Here is a 20,667-nt window from a genome sequence, read left to right on the forward strand (position 1 = left end):
TTGCTGCCGATAGCCTCTCGTGCTTGACTCCGTGAAACGGAGGGGTGATGCTCACGATCTACCCACCGCGCGACGAGCTCGCCGACCTGTTGGTGACGGGTCCGTTCGCGGACGCGTTGCGGGTGGCGATCCAGGTGCGGGGCCTCAGCCTCGAACGTCTGCAGCACCGGTTGCGGGTGCGCGGCGCGCCGATCAGCGTGACGGCGCTGAGCTACTGGCAGTCGGGTCGCCGCAGACCCGAGCGGCCGGACTCGCTGAGGGCGCTCGCCCACCTCGAAGACGTGCTGGGCCTGCCGCGGACCGCGCTTTCCCGGCTGCTCGGACCACCCCGGCCGCGCGGCCGTTCCCGCAGGCGGGACCTGCCGCCGCGAGCGCCGTGGGACGGGTCGGGGCTGGTGCTGACCGCGCAGCAGGACCGGGTCGAGGTCGCGCCCTGCGGCGGTGTGCGCGGGGTCCGGTCCCGCCAGGTCATGCGGGCGACGACGGCCGGCGTGGACCGGTGGATCCTGTGCCAGGAAACAGGTTCGGCGCAGCCCGCGCTGACCGCGATCCGGTCGTGCCGGGTCGGCCGGGTGGCGCGGGAACGCACGAACGGCGTGCTCGTCGCCGAGCTGTTGTTCGACGAACCTCTGTCGACCGACCAGACCACCGCGATCGAGTACGAACTGACCTATCCGCATCCCACGGCCGAGCGCACGCATTTCCGCCGTTTCGGCGAACGGGTGCGGGACTACGTGCTGGAGGTCAAGTTCCCGGTCGACGCGCCACCCGGTTCGTGCGAGCAGTTCGCGTCGGGTCCGGCGGGCACGGAGTTGTTCGGCGGCGCGCGCCCCGCGCCCGTGGACACGTGGGGCTACGCGCACGCCGCCGCACTCGACTTCGGGCCCGGTCTCTACGGGATGCGCTGGACCGCGCCGGTGACGACCGCGGTGAACGCGGCGGGGTCGTCGACGAACGGGAAGTGACCGGCACCGGGCTGCACGACCAGCTCGGCGTCCGGGAACAGCGCCGCGTACTCGCGCGCACACCCAGGCGGCAGTGCGACGTCGTACTCGCCCGCGATGATCAGCGTTGGCACGTCGAGGGTTGCGAGCACCTCGCGGGTCTGCGCGGGGTCGAGCGCGCCCTCGGCGTAGAACTGTCGCGCGCCCTCGGGGTTGCTCGGGTGGTCGTCGAGCGCGCGGGCCTCGTCGTCCCAGCGGCCGTAGGAGAACGGGGCGATCCGCGCGAAGTTCTCCGGCGTCGGGTGGCCGGCCCAGATGGCCTCGAAGCCGGCGAACGCCTCGGCGAACCAGGGTTCCCCGCTGCGCAGCAGGGCGACCTCCCTGCGGTCGGCGTCGGTGACGTCGATGCCGACCACGCGCGGGCTGGGCGTGACGAGGACGAGCTGCTTGACGTGCCGCGGGTAGCGCTGGGCGTAGAGGACGGCGAGGGTGCCGCCGGCGGAGTGGCCGAGCAGCCGGATCCGGTCGAGGCCGAGGTGCTCGCGCAGCGCCTCGACGTCCTCGACCTGCCGGTCGGCGCGGTAGCTCTCCCCCGGTGCCTCCTGCGACCGGCCGGTGCCGCGCAGGTCGAGGATCAGCGTGGTGCCGAGCCCGCCCAGGTCGCCGAGGTAGGAGGAGTCCTGCATCGGACCGCCCGGCAGGCAGATCAGCGGGTCGTCACCACCTGCCGGGTGGTACGCGAGCGTGGTGCCGTCTCGTGCGGTGAAGGTCCCCATGACGGCGCAGTGTGTCAGTAGGAGCGCGGAAGTTTGAGCGAGTTTTGAGCGACGAAGTTCAGCACCATCTCGCGGGAGACCGGTGCGATCCGCGAGAGCCGGGACATGCCGAGCATCGACGCGAGGCCGAACTCGGCGGTCAGGCCGTTGCCGCCGTGGACCTGGATCGCCTGGTCGACCGCCGCCGCGATCGCCTCGCCCGCCGCGTACTTGGCCATGTTCGCTGCCTCGCCCGCTTCCCTGTCACGCCCGCCGTCGTAGAGCGCGGCCGCCTTCTGCGTCATCAGCCTGGCGAGCTCGATCTCGATGTGGATCTTCGCCAGCGGGTGCGACAACCCTTGGTGGGCACCGATCGGCGTGTCCCACACCTGGCGTTGCCGGGCGTAGGCGACGGCCTTGCTCATCGCGAGCCTGGCCGAGCCGGTGGCCATGCTCGCACCCATGATCCGTTCGGGGTTGAGGCCGGCGAAGACCTGCAGCAGCCCCTGGTCCGGCGCGCCGACGACGGCGTCCGCGGGCAGCCTGACGTCGTCGAAGAACAGCGTGAACTGCTTCTCCGGTGACAGCAGGTCCATCTCGATCCGGTGGTGGGTGAGGCCTTCGGCGTTCGTCGGCACGACCACGAGCACCGGGCCGGTCTCCAGGACCGAGACGACGAGCACGGCGTCGACCTCGTCGATGCCGGAGATGTAGGTCTTGCTGCCGTTGAGCACCCAGCCGTCGCCGTCGCGCCGCACGTGGGTCCTGAGCCGGTGCGAGTTCGACCCGGCGTCGGGCTCGGTGATCGCGAACGCCATCTTCAGCGTGCCGTCGGCGAAACCGGGCAGCCACTTCGACCTCTGCTCGCCGGTGCCGAACCGGGCGATCACCGTGGCGCAGATCGCCGGCGAGACCACCATGAGCAGCAACGGACAGCCCGCCGCGGCCAGCTCCTCGCACACGGCCGCGAGGTCGCCGATGCCGCCGCCCCCGCCGCCGTACTCCTCCGGCACCGCGACGCCGAGGTAACCGAGCTTGCCGGCCTCCTCCCACAGCTCGGTGGTCTTCTCCCCCGCGCGGGCCTTGGCGACGAAGTACTCGTTGCCGTACTTGGCACCCAGCTCGGCGACCGCCCTGCGCAGCGCGGTCCGCTCCTGCGACTCGACGAAGTTCACTGCTCGTCTCCACTCGTTCCGGCGACCACGGCGAGGACGTCGCCGGCGTTGACCTGCTGCGCCTCCGTGACGAGCAGCTCGGTGACCGTGCCCGCGCCGCTCGCGAGGACGCGGTGTTCCATCTTCATGGCTTCCAAGACGAGCAGCTCGGTGCCCGCCTCGACCCGCTGGCCCTGTTCGACGCTCACCCGGACGACCGTGCCGGGCATCGGTGCGACGGTCGCGCCCGGTGCGAGCCTGCTCTCGGGTTCCGGGAAGCGCGGCACGACCCGCAACGACGCCGAGCCGCGCGGTGAGTCGACCTCGACCAGGTCGCCGTAGCGGGCGACGTGGAACGGGGTCCGCACGCCGTCGAGGTCGAGGGTGACGACGTCCGGGGTGGCCTGCTCCGGGTCGTACTCGACCTCGATCTGCTCTTCGCCGAACAGGAAACGCGCCCTGGGCTGTTGCGAGCGCACGTTGCGCCAGCCCAGCGGCAGCGCGCCGGTCCTGCGGGTGGCCGCCCTGGCGAGCGCGGCGGCGAGCGCGAACGGCCGCGGGTCGACGGTGGCGGTGAGGTCGTGCTCGGTCAGGAACCCGGTGTGCGTGTCGCCGCGCAGGAACGCGTCGTGTTCGAGTACGTCCACCAGCAGCCGGCGGTTCGTGACCAGGCCGTGGATCCGCGCGTCCGCCAGCGCCGCCGCGAGCTTGCGGGCCGCGGCCCGGCGGGTCGGCGCGTGCGCGATCACCTTGGCCAGCATGGGGTCGTAGTGCACGGAGACGACCGACCCGTTCTCGACACCGCTGTCGAGCCGGACGTCGCCGGGCACCTCGAACCGGTGCAGGGTGCCGCTCGCCGGGCGCCAGTCGTGGTCGGGGTCCTCGGCGTAGAGGCGGACCTCGATGGCGTGGCCCCGTGGTTGTGGCGGTCGTGCGGGCAGCGCGGCGCCCTCGGCGATCCTGAGCTGCCACTCGACCAGGTCGACCCCGTGCACCAGCTCGGTGACCGGGTGCTCGACCTGCAACCGGGTGTTGACCTCCAGGAAGTGGAAGTCCGCGCCCTTCAGCATGAACTCGACCGTGCCCGCGCCGACGTACCCGATCGACTCGGCGGCCGCCGTGGCCGCCGCGAACAGCCGTTCGCGGAGCTCGTCGCCGACCGCGGGGCTGGGTGACTCCTCGACGATCTTCTGGTGGCGGCGCTGGATCGAGCACTCGCGTTCGCCCAGCGCCCAGACCGTGCCGTGGCGATCGGCGAGGATCTGCACCTCGACGTGCCGCGCGTGTTCCAGGAGTGGCTCGCAGAACACCGTCGGGTCGCCGAACGCGGACTCGGCCTCCCGGCGCGCGCCGGCGAGCGCGTCCGGGAACTCCGTGCGGTCACGGACGATCCGCATGCCGCGGCCGCCGCCACCGGCCGAGGCCTTGATCAGCACCGGGAACTCGGTGACGGTGTCGGGGTCGAGCTCGGGCAGGGTCGGCACGCCCGCGGCGGCCATCCGCTTCTTGGCCGCGACCTTCGAGCCCATGGCCTCGATCGAGTCGGGTTCCGGGCCCACCCAGGTCAGCCCGGCCCCCTGGACCAGCCTGGCGAACCCGGCGTTCTCGCTCAGGAAGCCGTAGCCGGGGTGGACGGCGTCGGCACCGGCTTTGCGCGCGGCCTCGACGAGCAGGTCGGCGCGCAGGTAAGTGTCGGCCGGTGCCGCACCGGGCAGGCGGACCGCGTAGTCGGCCTCCCGGACGTGCGGCGAGTCCGCGTCGGGGTCGGAGAACACCGCGACGGTGCGGATGCCGTTGGCCCGGCAGGTGCGGATGACGCGGCGGGCGATCTCGCCGCGGTTGGCGATGAGCAGTGTCTTGATCACGTCGCACTCACATCCGGAAGACGCCGAAGCCGTCGGCGCCCCTGATCGGTCCGCTGTGGACAGCGGAGAGGCAGATGCCGAGCACGGTCCTGGTGTCGCGCGGGTCGATGACGCCGTCGTCGTAGAGCTTGCCGGACAGGAACGGCGCGAGCGACTGCTCCTCGATCTGCGCCTCCACCATCTTGCGCATGGCCGCGTCGTGCTCCTCGTTGTACTCCTGGCCCTTGGCCATCGCGGCCTGCCTGCCGACGATCGACAGCACACCGGCGAGCTGCGCGGGGCCCATGACGGCGGACTTGGCGTTGGGCCAGGTGAACAGGAACCGCGGGTCGTAGGCGCGGCCGCACATGCCGTAGTTGCCCGCGCCGTAGCTCGCGCCCATGGTGATCGTGAGGTGCGGGACCGTGCTGTTGGAGACCGCGTTGATCATCATCGAGCCGTGCTTGACGATGCCGCCCTGCTCGTACTGTGCGCCGACCATGTAGCCCGTGGTGTTCTGCAGGAAGACCAGCGGGGTGTCGCTTTGGTTGGCGAGCTGGATGAACTGGGTGGCTTTCTGGGACTCCTCGCTGAACAGCACGCCGCGGGCGTTGGCGAGGATGCCGACCGGGTAGCCGTGGACGCGCGCCCAGCCGGTGACGAGGCTGCTGCCGTACAACGGTTTGAACTCGTCGAACACCGACCCGTCGACGAGCCGGGCGATCACGTCGCGCGGGTCGAACGGGACGCGCTGGTCCTCGGAGACGAGGTCCAGGATGCTGTCGGCGTCGAAGAGCGGTTCCACGACCTCGTGCGGTCGCGGCCCCTGCTTGCGCCAGTTGAGGCGGGCGACGACGCGGCGGGCCAGCCGGATCGCGTCGGTCTCGTCCTCGGCCACGAAGTCGGCGAGCCCGGACGTGGCGCCGTGCATGGTGGCGCCGCCGAGCGACTCGTCGTCGGCGTCCTCACCGGTCGCCATCTTGACCAGCGGCGGACCACCGAGGAACACCTTCGAGCGGTCCTTGATCATGATCACGTAGTCGGACATGCCCGGCACGTACGCGCCGCCGGCCGTGGCGTTGCCGAACACCGCGGTGACCGTCGGAACACCGGCCGCGGACAGCCGGGTGAGGTCGCGGAACGCCCGGCCGCCGGGGATGAAGATCTCGCTCTGCGTCGGCAGGTCGGCGCCGCCGGACTCGACCAGGCTGATCAGCGGAAGCCGGTTCTGCAACGCGATGTCGTTGGCCCGCAAGCTCTTGCGCAACGTGTACGGGTTGCTCGACCCGCCGCGCACGGTCGGGTCGTTCGCGACGATCACGCACTCGACGCCCTCGACCCGGCCGATGCCGGTGACGACGCTGGCGCCGACCGGGAAGTCGGTGCCCCAGGCGGCGAGCGGGGACAGCTCCAGGAACGGGCTGTCCTCGTCGACCAGCAGCTCCACCCGTTCCCGTGCGAGGAGCTTGCCGCGCCGGTGGTGCCGTTCGACGTACTTCGGCCCACCCCCGGCGAGCGCTTTGGCGTGCTCGGCGTCGAGCTGCGCGATCTTCGCGAGCAGCGCCTCCCTGTTGCCCATCAGGCGAACCCCAATCGTCGTGCCGCGAGCTCGGTCATCACCTCGCTCGCACCTCCCCCGATGCCGAGGATGCGCGCGTCCCGGTAGTGACGCTCCACTTCGGACTCCCGCATGTACCCCATGCCGCCGTGCAGCTGCACGGCCGCGTCGACCACCTCCGAGCAGACCTCGACGGCGGTGTTCTTGGCGAAGCAGACCTCCGTGACGCAGTCCTCGCCGCGGTTGATCCGCGCGGCCGTCTCACGGGTGTAGGTGCGGGCGACGTCGATCTTCTGCGCCATCTCGGCCAGCCGGTGGCCGACCACCTGGCGTTTGATCAGCGGTTTGCCGAACGTCGCCCGGTTGCGGGTCCACTCGACGGTGAGGTCGAGTGCCCGTTGCGCCGTCGCGTAGGCCTGCACCGCCATGGTGACGCGCTCGACCTGGAACTGGCGCATGATCTGGACGAAGCCCTGGTTCTCCTCGCCCACCAGGTTCTCCACCGGCACCCGGACGTCGTCGAAGTGGAGCTCGGCGGTGTCGCTGCAGTGCCAGCCCATCTTGTCGAGCTTCCTGCGGGTGAACCCGTCCTCGACGACGAGCAGCGAGATGCCCTGGTAGCCGGGCTCGCCGGTCCTGACCGCGGTGGTCACGAAGTCCGCGCGGCACCCGGAGGTGATGAACGTCTTCGTGCCGTTGACGACGTAGTGGTCACCCTCCCTGACCGCCCGCGTGGTGATCGCCGCGACGTCGGACCCCGCACCGGGTTCGGTCACCGCGAGACTGCCGATCTTCTCACCGTTGATCGCCGGCTTCGCGAACCGCTCGATCAGCCCCTGGTCACCGGACTGCCAGATGTGCGGGACCGCGATGCCGAGCGTGAGCAGCGCCGCGATCACCCCGGACGACCCGCCGGCCTGGATGATCTCCTCGGCGACGACGACCGAGTCGATCAGGTCGCCGTGCTCGAAACCGATGCCCAGCAACCCGATCGCCGCGGCCTTCCGGTGCAGCTCGCGCGGCACCTCACCGGCGCGCTCCCAGTCGGCGAGGTGCGGGACGATCTCCCTGCGGGTGAAGTCGCCGACGAGCTCACGCAGCTCCCCGCGTTCGTCGAACAGGTCTCTGGTGATCACAGCAGCGCCTCCGGGATGTCGATCTCTCGGCTGCGCACCCACTCGCCGAGCGCCTTCGCCTGCGGGTCGAACCTGGTGCTGCTCGCCACGCCCTCGCCGAGCAGGCCGTGCAGGACGAAGTTGAGCGCCCTGAGGTTCTTCAGCTCGTACCTGGTGACCTCCGCCGCCTCCGGCAGCAGCTCCTTGAGCTTCTCGACGGTGAGCGTCCGCTCCAGCCACTCGTACTGCTCCGGCGTGCGCACCCACACGCCGAGGTTCGCGTCGCCCCCTTTGTCCCCGCTGCGTGCCCCGGCGATCGTGCCCAGCGGTTTCCTCACAGCAGCACCGCCTTCGCGCTGACCTCGTCGCGGTGGACGTACGCGGCCCGGTAGACCCCGAACGGCGTGCCATCGCTCGGCGGCGCCGTGACGTGGAAACCGGGGTAGCTCGCGAGCGCCAACTCGATGGCCGCACGGGAGAACGCCTTGGCCCGCTTGGGGTCCGGTGTCTTGATGGTGACGTGCAGCAGCGCGCTCGCCTGCTCCTCCGTCGGCGCGTCCGGCTGGTCGGTCCTGGCCAGCGTCCAGGTCAGCCCCTCGTCGCCGATCGCGTCCCGCAGCTGCTGCTGGACCAGTGCGGCTTTGCGGTCGACGTCCAGTCCGGTGAGGACGAACGTGGTCCCGTTGCGGAAGCCGCCCAACGTGTTCAGGCAGACCTTCAGCGTGTCCGGCGGCGGACTTCCTTTCGTACCACTGATCTCGACGCCGCGCTCGTAGCTGCTGAGCCGGATCGTGTCGAAGTGCGTGGTGACGTCCGGGCCGAGGTACGCCGGGTCACCGATCTCGTAGAGCAGCTGTGCCGTGACGGTGTCGACCGTGACCTGTCCCCCGGTGCCCTTGTGCTTGGTGATGAGGCTGCTGCCGTCCTCCCGGATCTCGGCGATCGGGAAGCCGGGCCGGGTCACGTCGATCTCGGTGAAGAACGAGTAGTTCCCGCCGGTGGCCTGTGTCCCGCACTCCAGCACGTGCCCCGCGACCGTCGCACCCGCGAGCCGGTCCCAGTCGTCCCGCTTCCAGCCGAAGTGCGCGGCGGCCGGTCCGACGACGAGGCTCGCGTCGGTGACCCGGCCGGTGACGACCACCTGGGCGCCCTGGTTCAGGCAGTCGGCGATCTCCCACGCGCCCAGGTAGGCGTTGGCGGTGAGGGCCTGGGGGAAGCGGTCTTTGAGGTCGTCGCCGGTGACGTAGCCGATCCTCGGGCTTCCGCCGTTGCCGTTGCCCTGGTTGGCGTTGCCGTTGCCGTTGCCGTTGCCGTGGCTGGCGTTGTCGTGGTTTGCGTTGCCGTGGCTGGCGTTGCCGTGCTTCGCGTCGGCGTGGCGGGTTTCGGCCCGCTCGGCGTTGATGTCCGTGGCGTTGGCGCGACTCGCTCCGGTGCCGCCGGCGTACCCGACGGTGGTGCCGAGCTTGCGCGCCAGCCCTTCGGGGTTGAGGCCGCCCGCATTGGTGACGATCTTGACGCCCTTGTCGAGCGCGAGCCCCAGGCAGTCCTCCATCTGCCGCAGGAACGTCTTGGCGTACCCCAGCCCCGGGTCCTTCATCCGGTCGCGCCCGAGGATCAGCATGGTGAGCTCAGCGAGGTAGTCCCCGGTGAGCACGTCGAGGTGACCACCTTCGAGCTGCTCGCGGACCGCGGACAGCCGATCCCCGTAGAACCCCGAGGCGTTGCCGATCCTGATCACCGCACACCCGCCGACGCCCCAGCCGCCTCACGCCCACGCGCCAACGCACCCGACCGCATGCCCGCCATCGGACGCCCCACCCGCGTCCGCGCGCTCATCGCCCACCTCCGGGCGGCCCCGCGAACGCCTGCGCGATCGGCACCCACTCCTGCGCCACCGCCCCGGTCGCCTCGATCTTCAGCTCCCCGCGGTTGCGCCGCTGCGTCACCAGGAACGCGAAGTCCAGCGCCGGCCCCGTCACGCGGTTCTCCGCGTCCTCCGGCCCCCACGTCCACACCTCGCCCTGCGGCCCTTCGAGCTCGACCCGCACCTCCTGATCCGGCGCGGCCTTCCCGTTGAGCAGGAACGCGAAGCCCATCGTCCGCACCCCGATGTGGCACACGTGCCGGAGCCGCGCGGTCGGCTTGCGCGTGACGCCGAACGCGTCCGCCACGTCCTGGCCGTGCGCCCAGGTCTCCATGATCCGCGCGGTCGTCATCGACGCGGGGCTCATCGGCGGGCCGAACCACACGATCTTGCCGCTCGCCTGGGCGAGGTGCTCCTGCAACGCGCGGCGGCTGTCGCGCCACAGCTCCAGCAGGTCCGGCAGCGCCGCCGCCTCCTCCGCCGTGCGGTCCACGATGTCCGGCGTCAACGGCTGCGCCTGGAACGCCTCCGGGTCCGTGATCGCCAGGATCGCGGCCTTGTCCGTCCACATGAGATGGCCGATCTGGTGGCCGACCGTCCAGCCCTCGGCCGGTGTCGGCACCGTCCAGTCCGCGTGCCTCGTCACGAGCTCGTCGAGCTCCCACGACTCGGCGTCGAGGTCGGCCAGCAGTTCCGTGATCACAGCTGCTCCTCCAGGATCCTCGCCCAGTACCGCACCACGTGCGCGCGTCGCTTGCCGTCGTCGGACAGCTGGTTGGCCAGCGCCAGGCCGCGCACCAGGTCCAGCGTCGCCTGCACCGCGTCCTTCACGCCCGGCCTGGTGTCATCAGCGTCGAGCAGTTCCAGCGCCAGGCCGTACACCTCCCGGCCGAGCCGCGCCTGCAGTTCCAGCACCTGCTCGCGCAGTTCCGGGTCCGTCCGGGCCGCGACCCACAGTTCCAGGGCCGCGGTGAACAGGTCGCTCGCGTGGAAGTCCGCGATCAGCTCCACTACCGCACGTGTGCTCTTCTCGGCAACCGCCGCCCGCCGCCTCAGCACCTCGACGCTCTCCGCGCCCACGTACTCCACCGCCGCCGCCACCAGTTCGCCGCGGGTCCGGAAGTGGTGCAGCTGGGCGCCGCGGGACACGCCGGCGCGTTCGGCCACCACCGTCGTCGTGGTGCCGGACCAGCCGTGCTCGACCAGGCACTCGACGGTGGCCTCCATGAGTTTGCGCTTGGTCTCGCGGGTGCGGTCGGCTTGCCGTTGCCTGGTCTCCACGTATCCGAGTGTTCCGGTGCACAAACAAACAGTCAAGCCTGCTTGTAAATGTCCTCACCCCTCACCTCCTCCACTCACCCGTCCGCCCCTTCCCGCGTTTCCTCTTTGCGGGGCGGGGACGACCTGACGATCGAGACAGAGAAAAGACGAGGACAGGCGTGGATGCGGACAAGCTTCACTCGTGTGAGTGACGTCCGAAGCGCTGAGCAGCGCAAACAGCCAAGAACCAAACAGCAAAAGCAACGGGTTCGACGGCGAGGCGCAAACTCCGTACAATGTACGGTATGGCGTACGACGACGTGATGGACTGGTTCAAGCGGTGGGACGACCTGGCCGTGAGGGGTGAGGTCGAGAAGATGGCCGACATGGCCCTGTTCCCGATCAACACGGTGACGGACGGATCGGCGACGTCGTGGGACCGCGAGCGCTTCATCCAGGAGATGGGTGCGCAGCTGGGCGGTGAGGTGCAGATGGAGTCGACGCGGACGCCGCACTTCATCAACGACAACCTGGTCTTCGTGATCACCGACGGCACGATCAACGGGATGGCGGTGCGGTACGGCGACCTGCTGGTGAAGGTCGGGGACGAGTGGAAGTTCCAGACGATGGTCCAGGGCGGCTGGAGCTAGCGGGACGAAAGGGCCCAGGCCGCGGCCTGGGCCCTACGCGCGAAACGGGCGGGTGAGCGGCGAAAACCACGAGCCGGCACGAGCAGCGGGCGGTAGAAAGAACGCATGATCGCGATGCAGTACGAGATCACGCTGCCGACCGGCTACGACATGGAGGTCATCCGCGAACGCGTCCGCACGCGCGGGCACGCGCTGGACGACTTCGAGGGTCTGGGCTTCAAGGCCTACCTGGTCAGGGACACCCAGTACGCGCCGTTCTACGTGTGGAACACGTCGGCGGGGATGGCGAACTTCCTGTACCGCGGCGGAGGTTTCCAGAACATCATCCGGGACTTCGGCCGGCCCGCGGTCCTGCACTGGCCGGGAGTGGCGTTCCTCAGGGGGCAGGCGACGCACGCGAGGTACGCGACCCGCAAGATCACGCGGCTCGCTCCGGAGGCGAACCCGATCGAGGTGGTCGGCGAGGCCGAGGCGGGCGTCGGGCTCGCGGAGGGCCTGCACTCGGTGGCCGTCGGCGTCGATCCGCGCTCGTGGGAGGTCGTGCGGTTCGAGCTGTGGGAGGAACACCCCGGGGAAGAGGGTGTCTACGAGGTCCTCCACCTGTCCGAGCCGGAGCTCGGGGACATCAGAGCAAGGTGAGCTGTTCCTGGTCGACGCGTGGTGTCGGCACCCCGACCGGGAGGCTGCCGTCGGGCCACACGCCGTCGTCGTCGCCGGGGACACCGGTGACGGCGTCGGTGCCGCGGCCGCGCGGGGCCAGGCCGTGCTTCTCTATCAACGGGGTCACGCGCGCGGTCAGGCGCCTGCGGTAGCCGCGGTCCACATAGGACCCGTTGCCGTACAGGTGCCGGTAGGTCTCGATGAGGTCCGGGTGCTCACGGCGCAGCCACGCGGCGAACCACTCGCGAGCGCCTGGCCGCAGGTGCAACGGCAGCACGGTCACGCCGGTGGCGCCGGCGTCCGCGATCTGCTCCAGCAGGAAGTCCAGCTGTTCCACGGAGTCCGTCAGCTCGGGCAGCACCGGTGCCACGAACACACCGCAGGGCAGTCCGGCCTCCCGGACCTTGCGCACCAGGTCGAGGCGCGCGGCCGGCGTCGGCGTGCCGGGTTCCAGTGACCGGTGCAGGTCGCGGTCCAGCAACGCGAGCGACACGCCGATGCCGACCGGCACCACCTCCGAGGCCGCCACCAGCAGGGGGAGGTCGCGGGCCAGGAGGGTGCCCTTCGTCAGGATCGAGAAGGGCGTGCGGGAGGCGGTCAGCGCCTCGATGATCCCTGGCATCAGGGCGTACCGGCCCTCCGCCCGCTGGTACGGGTCGGTGTTGGTGCCCAGCGCCACGTGCTCCTGCTTCCACTTCGGCGAACGCAGCTGGCGGGACAGCACCTCGGGGGCGTTGACCTTGACGACCAGCTGGTTGTCGAAGTCCTGGCCGGTGTCGAGGTCCAGGTAGGAGTGCGTCTTGCGGGCGAAGCAGTTGTGCGACACCACGCCGTTCGCGATGAAGTCACCGGTGCCGGTCGTGATGTCGTAGAGCGGCATCTCGCCGACCTCCTCCACGGACACCACGCCGAGCGGCTGCTGCGACTTGATCGCCACGCCGTCGATGTCGCGCTTGCGGGTGATCGCCGGGTCGACGAGGTGGAAGAACCGCAGGTTCTCACGCAGGCCGCCACGCAGTCGCACGACCCGCACGCCACGGCGGCGGCGCAGCTCCTCGATCGCGAAGTCGAAGTGGAAGTGCTTCAACGCCAGGACGATCGCCTCGACCACGGTGGCGTTGCGGGTGGACATGCGCAGGATGCTGCGCGAGCAGGTGCCGAGGTAGTCGAACGCACCCGCGAGGAATCCCTTGAGCCAGTCGGGGTTCGGCGCTATCTGCCAGTGCGCTAGCTCGCGCACCTGGTGCAGAAATCCCCTCCCTTCTCGCACACCGAAGTAGTCGAGGTACTCGCGGGTGCGGTCCATGGCCTCGATGTCGGCCAGGGGGATGCGGAACTCGTGCTCGTCCTCGACCATGCCGCGCAGGTAGCCGCGGCGGTAGTCGTCGGTGACGGTGGGCTGCTCGACGAAAGCCCCCGTGCCCATGAGTTTGTTGCCGGTCGTGAGGTGCGGGCGGCGGCCGGTGCCGGCGGTCTCGCCGGTCACGTGCTTCCAGCCGCGGTCGGTCAGGAAGCGGTGGTCACCGGAGGCGACGACCGTGGTGCCGTCCGACAACGTCAGCCGGTGCGCGACCTTGTGCGTCTCCCAGTGCGCCAGCACGGTGGTGAGCTTGTAGCGGCGGTAGTTGCCGACGAGCTCGGTGCCGTAGATCTGGTCGCCGACGCGGAGTTCGGACAACGGCTTGGTGCGGCCGTCGCCCATGAGGACCGGGGTGTCGCCGGCCATGCAGTACGTGCAGGCGTGTGAGCAGCCCCGGTACGGGTTGACCGTCCACGAGAACGGCAGCGCCGAACCCGGTACCCCGTTGAGCACGGATTTGGCGCGGACCTCGTGGAACACCACGTCCGCGAACTCAGGAGTTCGTACGCTGCGCACCAGTCCCGGTAGCCCCGGTAGTGCCTGCTGCGGCTCTGCCTCGAGTTTCTGTCCGTCCCATCGCACACCTCGATTCGAACACATGTTCGAACAGCGGTCAAGGAGAGCACGTGTCACCCATTGAGGTTGCAGGCTTCGTCACCGGCGCACTGTGCGTGTGGCTGGTCGCCCGGCAGAACCCGTGGAACTGGCCGATCGGCATCGCCAACAACATCGCGTTTCTGGTGCTGTTCTGGGGAAGCGGGCTCTACGCGGACTCCGGGCTGCAGGTCGTCTACATCGTCCTGGCGCTCTACGGGTGGTGGGCGTGGGTGCGCGGCGGCGAGCAGCACAGCGCGTTGAAAGTCAGTCGCACGACCACGAGCCAGTGGATCGCCCTTCTCGTCGCAGGAGTCACAGGAACCGCTTTGCTGCACTGGATCCTCACCAGTTTCACGCAGTCGACGGTGCCGTTCTGGGACGCCGTGACGACGGTGCTGTCCCTGCTGGCCACCTGGGGCCAGGCGCGCAAGAAGGTCGAGAGCTGGTGGCTGTGGATCGCCGCCGACGTCATCTACGTGCCGCTCTACGCCTACAAGGAGCTGTACCTGACCGCCGTGTTGTACGTGGGGTTCATGGGGCTGTGCGTGCTGGGGTTGCGCAACTGGAGCAAGGACCTCAAGAGCGAGGTGAGCGTGTGAAGGAGTTCCGCCACGCGCTGGTGCTGGGCAAGTTCTACCCACCGCACAACGGCCACCACCACCTGATCGAGACGGCCGCCGCCCGCAGCGAACGCACCACGGTCACGGTGCTCGCGGCGTCCACAGAGGCCATACCGCTCGCGCACCGCGTCGAGTGGCTCGCGGAACACCACCGGTATACCGACGGTGTACGCGTGGTCGGCGACCTGGACGACCACCCCATGGACTTCGACGACGACCACGTGTGGTCGCTGCACGTCGAGCTCACCAAGGCGGTGCTGGCCCGGCGCGCGATCGCCGACGGCGATCCGGGCGGGGCGCCGGTCGACGTCGTGTTCTCCAGCGAGAAGTATGGCGACGAGCTGGCCCGCAGGCTGGGTGCCCGGCACGTCCTGGTCGACCTCGACCGCACCACGCACGCCGTCTCCGGCACCGCGGTGCGCACGGACCCGGTGCGCAACTGGCACCACCTCTCCCCCGCCACGCAGCGCGGTCTGGCCCGCCGGGTCGTCGTGCTCGGCGCCGAGAGCACCGGCACAACCACGCTGTCCAAGCAGCTCGCGGCCCACTTCCAGGCGCCGTGGGTTCCCGAGTACGGCCGTGAGCACACCGAGCACAAGCTCAGGGCCGCGCGGGCGTTCGACCCGGACGCCACTGTGGACAGTCTGGTGTGGACGCTCGGCGACTTCGAGGACGTCGCGCGCGAACAGGAACGCCACCTCTGGGCCGAAACCGCGCCGCTGGTCATCGCCGACAACGACGCGTTCGCCGCGACCGTCTGGGGCGAGCGCTACCTCGGCTTCCGCCCGGAGGTCCACCAGGGCACGCGGCCGCACCTGTACCTGCTGACCGACCACGTGGGCGTTCCGTTCGAACAGGACGGCTGGCGCGACGGCGAGCACCTCCGGGAGTGGATGACCGGCGTGTTCGAACGCGAGCTGGCGCGGCGCGGCGTGCCCTGGGTCAAGGTCACCGAGGACCGGTTCGCGACCGCCGTGGCGGAGGTCGAACGGCTGATGGGGCAGGATGTCACGCGTGGGTCACGGTCACGGGCATAGTCATCGGGCGGAACCGGCCTCGCAGCGCGTGAAGACGTTGCTGACGTGGTTGCTGGTGCCGTTGGTGCTGGCGACCGTGGCCGGTGCCGTGCTGCTGTACCCGTTCGGGCACGAACAGCGCACCGGCGCGCAGATCGGCCTGCACCAGAAGCCGGTCGACGCGGTCGTCACGGGCGTGCAGGACGGCGTGTGCGGCGAGAAGTGCACCGCCGTCACCGTGAAGATGTCCGACGGCGACGCGAGCGGCCAGAGCGTCACCATCCCCAACCTGCGCGGGCCGGGCGCGCCGAGCTACCAGACCGGCGACGAGGTCGTGCTGTCCTATTCGGGCAGTCAGCCGCAGGCCGCGGAGTCGTACCAGATCGTCGACTACCAGCGCGGCTGGTCGCTCGTGCTGCTGGCGGTGCTGTTCGCGGCGGCCGTGCTGCTGCTGGGCAGGTGGCAGGGCCTCGCGGCGCTCGGCGCGTTGCTGCTGAGCTTCGTGGTGCTGGTGCTGTTCGTGCTGCCGTCGATCCTGGCCGGCGAGAGCCCGCTGCTGGTGGCGGTGGTCGGCGCCGGGCTGATCATGTTCGTGGTGCTGTACCTGTCGCACGGCGTCTCGGCACGCACCTCGACGGCGGTGCTGGGCACGCTCGTCAGCCTCGTGCTGATCGGCGTGCTGGGCGCGGTGTTCTCGTTGGCCGCCAAGCTGACCGGCCTCGACGAGGACACGATCAACCTCGTCACGGTGCTGGGCACCGACATCGACACGCGCGGGCTGCTGCTCGCGGGCACGATCATCGGCGCGCTGGGCGTGCTGGACGACGTGACCGTGACGCAGACCAGCGCGGTGTGGGAGCTGCGGCGCGCCAACGACAAGCTGGGCTGGCGGGAGCTCTTCGCCGCCGGCTCCCGGATCGGGCGCGACCACATGTCGTCGGTCGTGAACACGCTCGTGATGGCGTACGCGGGCGCGGCGCTGCCGTTGCTGCTCGCGATCTCGCTGGCCGGGCGGTCGATGGGCGAGATCCTGACCGCCCAGCAGATCGCCCAGGAGATCGTGCGCACGCTGGTCGGCAGCATCGGCCTGGTCGCGGCGGTGCCGGTCACGACGGCGCTGGCCGCCCTGGTCGCGGTGCGCCAGGAGGTCGATCCCACGCCCGCGAAGCCCGCCGATCCCGAACCCGCCGATCCTGGGCCCGCCGATCCCGAACCCGCCGGTCCTGGGCCCGAGCCGGAACCCGAGCCCAGGACCGTCAAGCGCCCGAAACCGGCACCGAAACCGGCGGTGCAGCCCGCACGGAGCCGGATCGAGGGCGACCTCTACGGCTACGACCCCGGCAAGGGGCCGTGGGAACGACCGGGCCCTAGTGAGCGAGCAGCACGAAGAGCAGCGCCAGGGCGCCCGGCACCACCTGCACGAAGAAGATCTTCCGGCTCGCCGTGAACGTGCCGTAGATGCCCGCCACGATCACGAACACCGTGAACAGCACGGAGGCGCCGAAGTCCTGCCGGACCAGCGCGTAGACCAGACCGGCGGCCAGGAACCCGTTGTAGAGGCCCTGGTTCGCCGCGAGCGCCTTGGACTCCTGCGCGAACTCGGCGGTGATGCCGAACGCCTTCTGGGCGCGCGGGGTCGTCCAGAGGAACATCTCCAGCACCACGATGTAGACGTGGATGAGCGCCACCAGGGCGATCAGGATGTTCGCGATAAGCTGCACTTACGTCCTCCTCTTAGCGGCGCGCACCCCAAAAGGAGATGGGCACTGAGAGGATAGAGCAGTGGGAAGACAGCGGCCCGAGACCGACGCGCTCACCGAGTCCATCGACTCCGGTGTGGCGGAGCTGGTGCCCGAGGTGGGTGGACGGAGCTCGTGGACGTTGCGGGTCAACGGAACCCCACAGTCGCATGTGGACCTGGACGACCCGACGTACCTGGAGTTCGAGTACGTCCGGCGGCTCGGGCATGTGATCGATTTCATCGCGCCGGCCCGCGTCCTGCACCTCGGTGGCGGCGCTCTCACGCTCGCCCGCTACGTCGCGGCGACCGTGCCGCGCTCGACCCAGCAGGTGGCGGAGATCGACGCGGGGCTGATCGCGTTCATCCGCCGCGAGCTGCCGCCACCGCCACGGGTGAAGATCACGACCGGGGACGCGCGGGCGGTGCTGGCGCGGTCGCGTCCCGGTTCGTTCGACCTGGTCGTGTCGGACTGCTTCGCGGGAGCCCGCACGCCGGCGCACCTGACGTCCGTGGAGTACGTGCGGCAGGCGTCGGCGGCGCTGGCCGAGGACGGCGTCTACGCCGCGAACATCGGCGACGGCAACGGGCTGCAGTTCGCACGTTCGCAGTGCGCGACCGTGCGCGCGGTGTTCGAGCATGTGTGCGTGCTGGCCGAACCGGGCGTGTTCCGCGGGCGGCGGTTCGGGAACTTCGTGATCCTCGCGTCGCACACCGGGTTGCCGATGCAGCAGCTCACCCGTGCCACGGCGAGCGATCCGTTCCCGGGACGCGTGGAGCACGGCACGGGCCTGACGAAGTTCATCGGCGGCGCACCCGTCACGACAGACGAAACGGCGACGCTGTCGCCAGCGCCGCCGTCCGGTCTGTGGGGTACCTGAGCCGCGTCAGTCGAGTGAGGTGACGAACTTCGACACGGCGTCCGGGTGGAGCTTCTGCGCCATCCGGCCCGACGGTGCCAGCGACCCCAGCCGGTACAGCGGCCGGTCGGCCGGGGCGACGCCACGTGCCTCCGCACGCAGCTGGGCCACGAGCAGCTCCGAGAACACCAGCCCCGGCGTGTCGCCGCGGCCGGCCAGCGTGTCCGCGAGCCGCCGCAGCTGGTAGATGCCCAGCTCGCGGCCGCCCGTGCCCGAGTAGATCGACAGGGCGATGTTGATGGCCTTCTTGCCGCCGCGCACGAACAGCCCGACGGTCCTGGCGCCGCGCAGGTCGGTGACGAGCAGGTCCAGGCCGTCGGCCGTGTTGAGGTCGACGGTGCGGGTGCCGAACGCGCGCACGTGCACCGACGTGCCCTCCAGCCACACCGTGCGGCGGGCCTCGGACAGGGCCAGCAGGACCACCGGCAGCGACACGATCAGGAACGTGATCACGCCCGCCCAGCGGCCGCCGATGAAACCGACGACCGCGCCGAACGCCAGCGCCACCATCAGGCCGCCGATCGCGACCATGCGGGCGCGCTTGCGGACGGTCGCCTCGTCCAGCAGGTCCAGGGAGAGCTTGTCGTCGGAGCTCACAGGGCTGCCCGCACCGCCTCGACCACGTCGGTCAGCGCCACGGACACCTGCTCGCCCGTCGCCAGCGTCTTCACGCCGATGGTGCCCGCCTCCAGGTCGCGCTCGCCCAGCACCAGCGCCAGGCGTGCACCCGACCTGTCGGCGGCCTTGAAGCCCGCCTTCATCGACTTGCCGCCGTAGACCAGGTCCACGCGCACACCGGCCGCCCGCAGCTCGCCCGCGACGGCGACCAGGCGGGCCCGCGCGGCCTCACCGAGCGGCACGCCGATCACGTCGATGCGGCTGAACGACGGCAGGACGCCCTCGGCGGTGGCCGCCAGCAGCGCGCGGTCGACGCCGAGACCGAAGCCGACACCGGACAGCTCCTGGCCGCCGAGCTGCGCCATCAGGCCGTCGTAACGGCCGCCGCCGCCGATGCCCGACTGCGCGCCCAGGCCGTCGTGCACGAACTCGAACGTCGTCTTCGTGTAGTAGTCGAGGCCGCGGACCATGCGCGGGTTCTCGACGAACTTCACGCCCAGCTCGGTCAGGTACCCCTTGACGAGCTCGTAGTGCTCACGGCACGCGTCGCACAGGTGGTCCACCATCAGCGGCGCCTCGGCGACCAGAGCGCGCACCTCGGGCCGTTTGTCGTCGAGCACGCGCAACGGGTTCAGCTCCGCGCGCTGGCGGGTCGCCTCGTCCAGCGGCAGCTCCGCCAGGAACTCCTGCAGCAGCGTCCGGTAGGCCGGGCGGCAGTTCGAGTCGCCCAGCGAGGTGAGCTCCAGGCGGTACCCGGTCAGGCCGAGCGCGCGGAAACCCGCGTCGCCGACGGCGATGACCTCGGCGTCCAGCGCCGGGTCGTCCACGCCGATCGCCTCGATGCCGACCTGGTGGAACTGCCGGTACCGGCCGGCCTGCGGGGCCTCGGCGCGGAAGAACTGGCCCGCGTAGTAGAGCTTCACCGGCAGCTGGCCGCGGTCGAGGCTGTGCTCGATCACGGCCCGCATCACGCCCGCGGTGCCTTCCGGGCGCAGTGTGATGGACCGGTCGCCGCGGTCGGCGAAGGTGTACATCTCCTTCGACACGACATCGGTCGACTCGCCGACGCCCCGCGCGAACAGCGCGGTGTCCTCGAAGACGGGCAGCTCGATGTAGCCGTAGCCCGCGAGCTCGGCGGCACGGGTCAGCGTCGACCGGACGTGCGCGAACGCGGCGGAGGTCGGCGGGATGTAGTCGGGAACGCCTTTGGGAGCGGAAAACACGTTTCTCAGAGTCCTCGGTGCGGGGCGGCCGGAGCGTCCTGCAGCTGAACCAGGTAGGGGTTCGTCGCGCGCTCGCGGCCAATGGTCGTCGTCGGTCCGTGGCCGGGCAGCACCACGGTGTCGTCGGGCAAGGTCAGGACCTTGTTCTGCAGAGACGACAGCATGCGCGAGTGGTCGCCACCCGGCAGGTCGGTGCGTCCGATGGAACCGGCGAAGAGCGTGTCACCCGAGATCACGAGGCGACCGCCTTCCTGCGCGCCGGACCGGAACATCACCGACCCGCCGGTATGGCCCGGCGTGTGGTCGACGGTGATCTTCAGCCCGGCGAGGTCGAGGTCGGCGCCGTCGGCGAGCTCGCGGACCTCGGAGGGCTCGCGCATCTCGAGGTTGCCGCCGAAGAAGACCCGCGACTCGGCGCTCACGCCCTTGAGCGGGTCGGAGAGCATCGCGACGTCGTCGGGGTGGATCCACGCCGGGATGTCGTTGCCGTCGCAGACGGGCGTGACGGAGAACGTGTGGTCGAAATGACCGTGTGTGAGCAGCACGGCGACCGGCGCGAGCCGGTGCTTGCGCAGTGCCTGCTCGACCGGCTCGACAGCGTCCTGACCGGGGTCGACGATCACGCAGGGCTCGCCCTCACCGGCCGCCAGGACGTAGCAGTTCGCCTGGAGCGCACCGGTCGGGAACCCGATCACGAGCACGACAATGACCTCCCTGTTCCCCGACAGCCTAACCACTACACAAAGGTCATATGCCCAGGCCCTAGACTGC

General features: G+C 70.3%; 21 protein-coding genes. 7 read left to right on the forward strand and 14 right to left on the reverse strand.

Features of this window, described 5'->3' with window-relative positions; genetic code table 11:
- The first annotated feature begins 47 nt into the window (after positions 1-47).
- Positions 48-965, forward strand: a complete 918-nt coding sequence (locus ADL03_RS28345) for a helix-turn-helix domain-containing protein (RefSeq protein WP_157529413.1) — start codon at positions 48-50, stop codon at positions 963-965.
- On the opposite strand, the gene ADL03_RS28350 is transcribed toward ADL03_RS28345, so the two are convergent.
- From ADL03_RS28350 to ADL03_RS50545, 9 genes are all read right to left on the reverse strand, one after another.
- Complete coding sequence (locus ADL03_RS28350) at positions 893-1,720, reverse strand: alpha/beta fold hydrolase (RefSeq protein WP_053736612.1); 828 nt, start codon at positions 1,718-1,720, stop codon at positions 893-895. The two genes, ADL03_RS28345 and ADL03_RS28350, sit on opposite strands and share 73 nt — an antisense overlap.
- Before the next feature lie 14 nt (positions 1,721-1,734).
- Positions 1,735-2,874: an acyl-CoA dehydrogenase family protein gene (locus tag ADL03_RS28355; RefSeq protein WP_053736613.1), complete on the reverse strand. Its 1,140-nt coding sequence runs from the start codon at positions 2,872-2,874 to the stop codon at positions 1,735-1,737.
- Positions 2,871-4,718 carry a biotin carboxylase N-terminal domain-containing protein gene (locus tag ADL03_RS28360; RefSeq protein WP_053736614.1) on the reverse strand — a complete coding sequence of 616 codons (1,848 nt, stop codon included), beginning with the start codon at positions 4,716-4,718 and terminating at the stop codon, positions 2,871-2,873. Before ADL03_RS28360 ends, ADL03_RS28355 begins: the two co-directional genes overlap by 4 nt.
- 7 nt (positions 4,719-4,725) lie before the next feature.
- Positions 4,726-6,276: an acyl-CoA carboxylase subunit beta gene (locus tag ADL03_RS28365; protein WP_053736615.1), complete on the reverse strand. Its 1,551-nt coding sequence runs from the start codon at positions 6,274-6,276 to the stop codon at positions 4,726-4,728.
- The gene (locus ADL03_RS28370) at positions 6,276-7,391 is read right to left on the reverse strand and encodes an acyl-CoA dehydrogenase family protein (protein WP_053736616.1); all 1,116 of its coding nucleotides are present in this window, start codon (positions 7,389-7,391) and stop codon (positions 6,276-6,278) included. Before ADL03_RS28370 ends, ADL03_RS28365 begins: the two co-directional genes overlap by 1 nt.
- Positions 7,388-7,708, reverse strand: coding sequence for a hypothetical protein (locus tag ADL03_RS49835; RefSeq protein WP_053736617.1), 321 nt, complete (start codon positions 7,706-7,708; stop codon positions 7,388-7,390). The genes ADL03_RS28370 and ADL03_RS49835 overlap by 4 nt, the downstream gene beginning before the upstream one ends.
- Positions 7,705-9,108: an acyclic terpene utilization AtuA family protein gene (locus ADL03_RS49840; RefSeq protein WP_053736618.1), complete on the reverse strand. Its 1,404-nt coding sequence runs from the start codon at positions 9,106-9,108 to the stop codon at positions 7,705-7,707. Before ADL03_RS49840 ends, ADL03_RS49835 begins: the two co-directional genes overlap by 4 nt.
- Before the next feature lie 94 nt (positions 9,109-9,202).
- Complete coding sequence (locus ADL03_RS28385) at positions 9,203-9,934, reverse strand: TIGR03084 family metal-binding protein (protein WP_231642389.1); 732 nt, start codon at positions 9,932-9,934, stop codon at positions 9,203-9,205.
- Positions 9,934-10,515 carry a TetR/AcrR family transcriptional regulator gene (locus tag ADL03_RS50545; protein WP_053736620.1) on the reverse strand — a complete coding sequence of 194 codons (582 nt, stop codon included), beginning with the start codon at positions 10,513-10,515 and terminating at the stop codon, positions 9,934-9,936. The genes ADL03_RS28385 and ADL03_RS50545 overlap by 1 nt, the downstream gene beginning before the upstream one ends.
- 284 nt (positions 10,516-10,799) lie before the next feature.
- On the opposite strand from ADL03_RS50545, the gene ADL03_RS28395 reads away from it, so the two are divergent.
- Together ADL03_RS28395 and ADL03_RS28400 are read left to right on the forward strand one after the other, a co-directional pair.
- Positions 10,800-11,144: a hypothetical protein gene (locus tag ADL03_RS28395; protein WP_053736621.1), complete on the forward strand. Its 345-nt coding sequence runs from the start codon at positions 10,800-10,802 to the stop codon at positions 11,142-11,144.
- 105 nt (positions 11,145-11,249) lie between these two features.
- Positions 11,250-11,783 (forward strand): DUF4865 family protein, encoded by a 534-nt coding sequence (locus tag ADL03_RS28400; protein WP_053736622.1) that lies wholly within the window; start codon positions 11,250-11,252, stop codon positions 11,781-11,783.
- Here ADL03_RS28400 and ADL03_RS28405 read toward each other — a convergent pair.
- The gene (locus ADL03_RS28405) at positions 11,770-13,764 is read right to left on the reverse strand and encodes an intein-containing Rv2578c family radical SAM protein (protein WP_082373539.1); all 1,995 of its coding nucleotides are present in this window, start codon (positions 13,762-13,764) and stop codon (positions 11,770-11,772) included. The two genes, ADL03_RS28400 and ADL03_RS28405, sit on opposite strands and share 14 nt — an antisense overlap.
- 26 nt (positions 13,765-13,790) lie before the next feature.
- Here ADL03_RS28405 and pnuC point away from each other — a divergent pair, with 26 nt between their 5' ends.
- Genes pnuC through ADL03_RS28420 form a run of 3 tightly spaced genes read left to right on the forward strand, consistent with a single transcriptional unit; the run spans position 13,791 to position 16,844 of the window.
- Positions 13,791-14,360, forward strand: a complete 570-nt coding sequence (pnuC, locus tag ADL03_RS28410; protein ID WP_053736624.1) for a nicotinamide riboside transporter PnuC — start codon at positions 13,791-13,793, stop codon at positions 14,358-14,360.
- Positions 14,357-15,418, forward strand: a complete 1,062-nt coding sequence (locus tag ADL03_RS28415) for an AAA family ATPase (protein ID WP_053736625.1) — start codon at positions 14,357-14,359, stop codon at positions 15,416-15,418. Before pnuC ends, ADL03_RS28415 begins: the two co-directional genes overlap by 4 nt.
- On the forward strand, positions 15,396-16,844 hold the full coding sequence (locus ADL03_RS28420; protein WP_197288712.1) for a YibE/F family protein: 1,449 nt from the start codon (positions 15,396-15,398) through the stop codon (positions 16,842-16,844). Before ADL03_RS28415 ends, ADL03_RS28420 begins: the two co-directional genes overlap by 23 nt.
- On the opposite strand, the gene ADL03_RS28425 is transcribed toward ADL03_RS28420, so the two are convergent.
- On the reverse strand, positions 16,765-17,118 hold the full coding sequence (locus ADL03_RS28425) for a DUF1304 domain-containing protein (RefSeq protein ID WP_053736626.1): 354 nt from the start codon (positions 17,116-17,118) through the stop codon (positions 16,765-16,767). The genes ADL03_RS28420 and ADL03_RS28425 overlap by 80 nt on opposite strands.
- A gap of 61 nt (positions 17,119-17,179) precedes the next feature.
- Between ADL03_RS28425 and ADL03_RS28430 the strand changes: the two genes are divergently transcribed.
- The gene (locus tag ADL03_RS28430; RefSeq protein ID WP_053736627.1) at positions 17,180-18,016 is read left to right on the forward strand and encodes a spermidine synthase; all 837 of its coding nucleotides are present in this window, start codon (positions 17,180-17,182) and stop codon (positions 18,014-18,016) included.
- A gap of 6 nt (positions 18,017-18,022) precedes the next feature.
- On the opposite strand, the gene ADL03_RS28435 is transcribed toward ADL03_RS28430, so the two are convergent.
- The 3 genes from ADL03_RS28435 to ADL03_RS28445 are packed head-to-tail and all read right to left on the reverse strand — an operon-like array spanning position 18,023 to position 20,597.
- The gene (locus tag ADL03_RS28435) at positions 18,023-18,652 is read right to left on the reverse strand and encodes a hypothetical protein (protein ID WP_053736628.1); all 630 of its coding nucleotides are present in this window, start codon (positions 18,650-18,652) and stop codon (positions 18,023-18,025) included.
- The gene (gene hisS, locus ADL03_RS28440; protein ID WP_053736629.1) at positions 18,649-19,905 is read right to left on the reverse strand and encodes a histidine--tRNA ligase; all 1,257 of its coding nucleotides are present in this window, start codon (positions 19,903-19,905) and stop codon (positions 18,649-18,651) included. The genes ADL03_RS28435 and hisS overlap by 4 nt, the downstream gene beginning before the upstream one ends.
- Positions 19,902-20,597: an MBL fold metallo-hydrolase gene (locus tag ADL03_RS28445; RefSeq protein WP_053736630.1), complete on the reverse strand. Its 696-nt coding sequence runs from the start codon at positions 20,595-20,597 to the stop codon at positions 19,902-19,904. Before ADL03_RS28445 ends, hisS begins: the two co-directional genes overlap by 4 nt.
- Positions 20,598-20,667: the final 70 nt, after the last annotated feature.

Origin of the sequence: Nocardia sp. NRRL S-836 (genome assembly GCF_001279525.1) — a bacterium.
Classification (GTDB): Bacteria; Actinomycetota; Actinomycetes; order Mycobacteriales; family Pseudonocardiaceae; genus Lentzea.

Coding starts and splice junctions, on each gene's coding strand:
- ADL03_RS28345 (WP_157529413.1), top strand. CDS start 48: ATGCTCACGATCTACCCACCGCGCGACGAGCTCGCCGACCTGTTGGTG.
- ADL03_RS28350 (WP_053736612.1), bottom strand. CDS start 1,720: ATGGGGACCTTCACCGCACGAGACGGCACCACGCTCGCGTACCACCCG.
- ADL03_RS28365 (WP_053736615.1), bottom strand. CDS start 6,276: ATGGGCAACAGGGAGGCGCTGCTCGCGAAGATCGCGCAGCTCGACGCC.
- ADL03_RS28395 (WP_053736621.1), top strand. CDS start 10,800: ATGGCGTACGACGACGTGATGGACTGGTTCAAGCGGTGGGACGACCTG.
- ADL03_RS28400 (WP_053736622.1), top strand. CDS start 11,250: ATGATCGCGATGCAGTACGAGATCACGCTGCCGACCGGCTACGACATG.
- ADL03_RS28405 (WP_082373539.1), bottom strand. CDS start 13,764: ATGTGTTCGAATCGAGGTGTGCGATGGGACGGACAGAAACTCGAGGCA.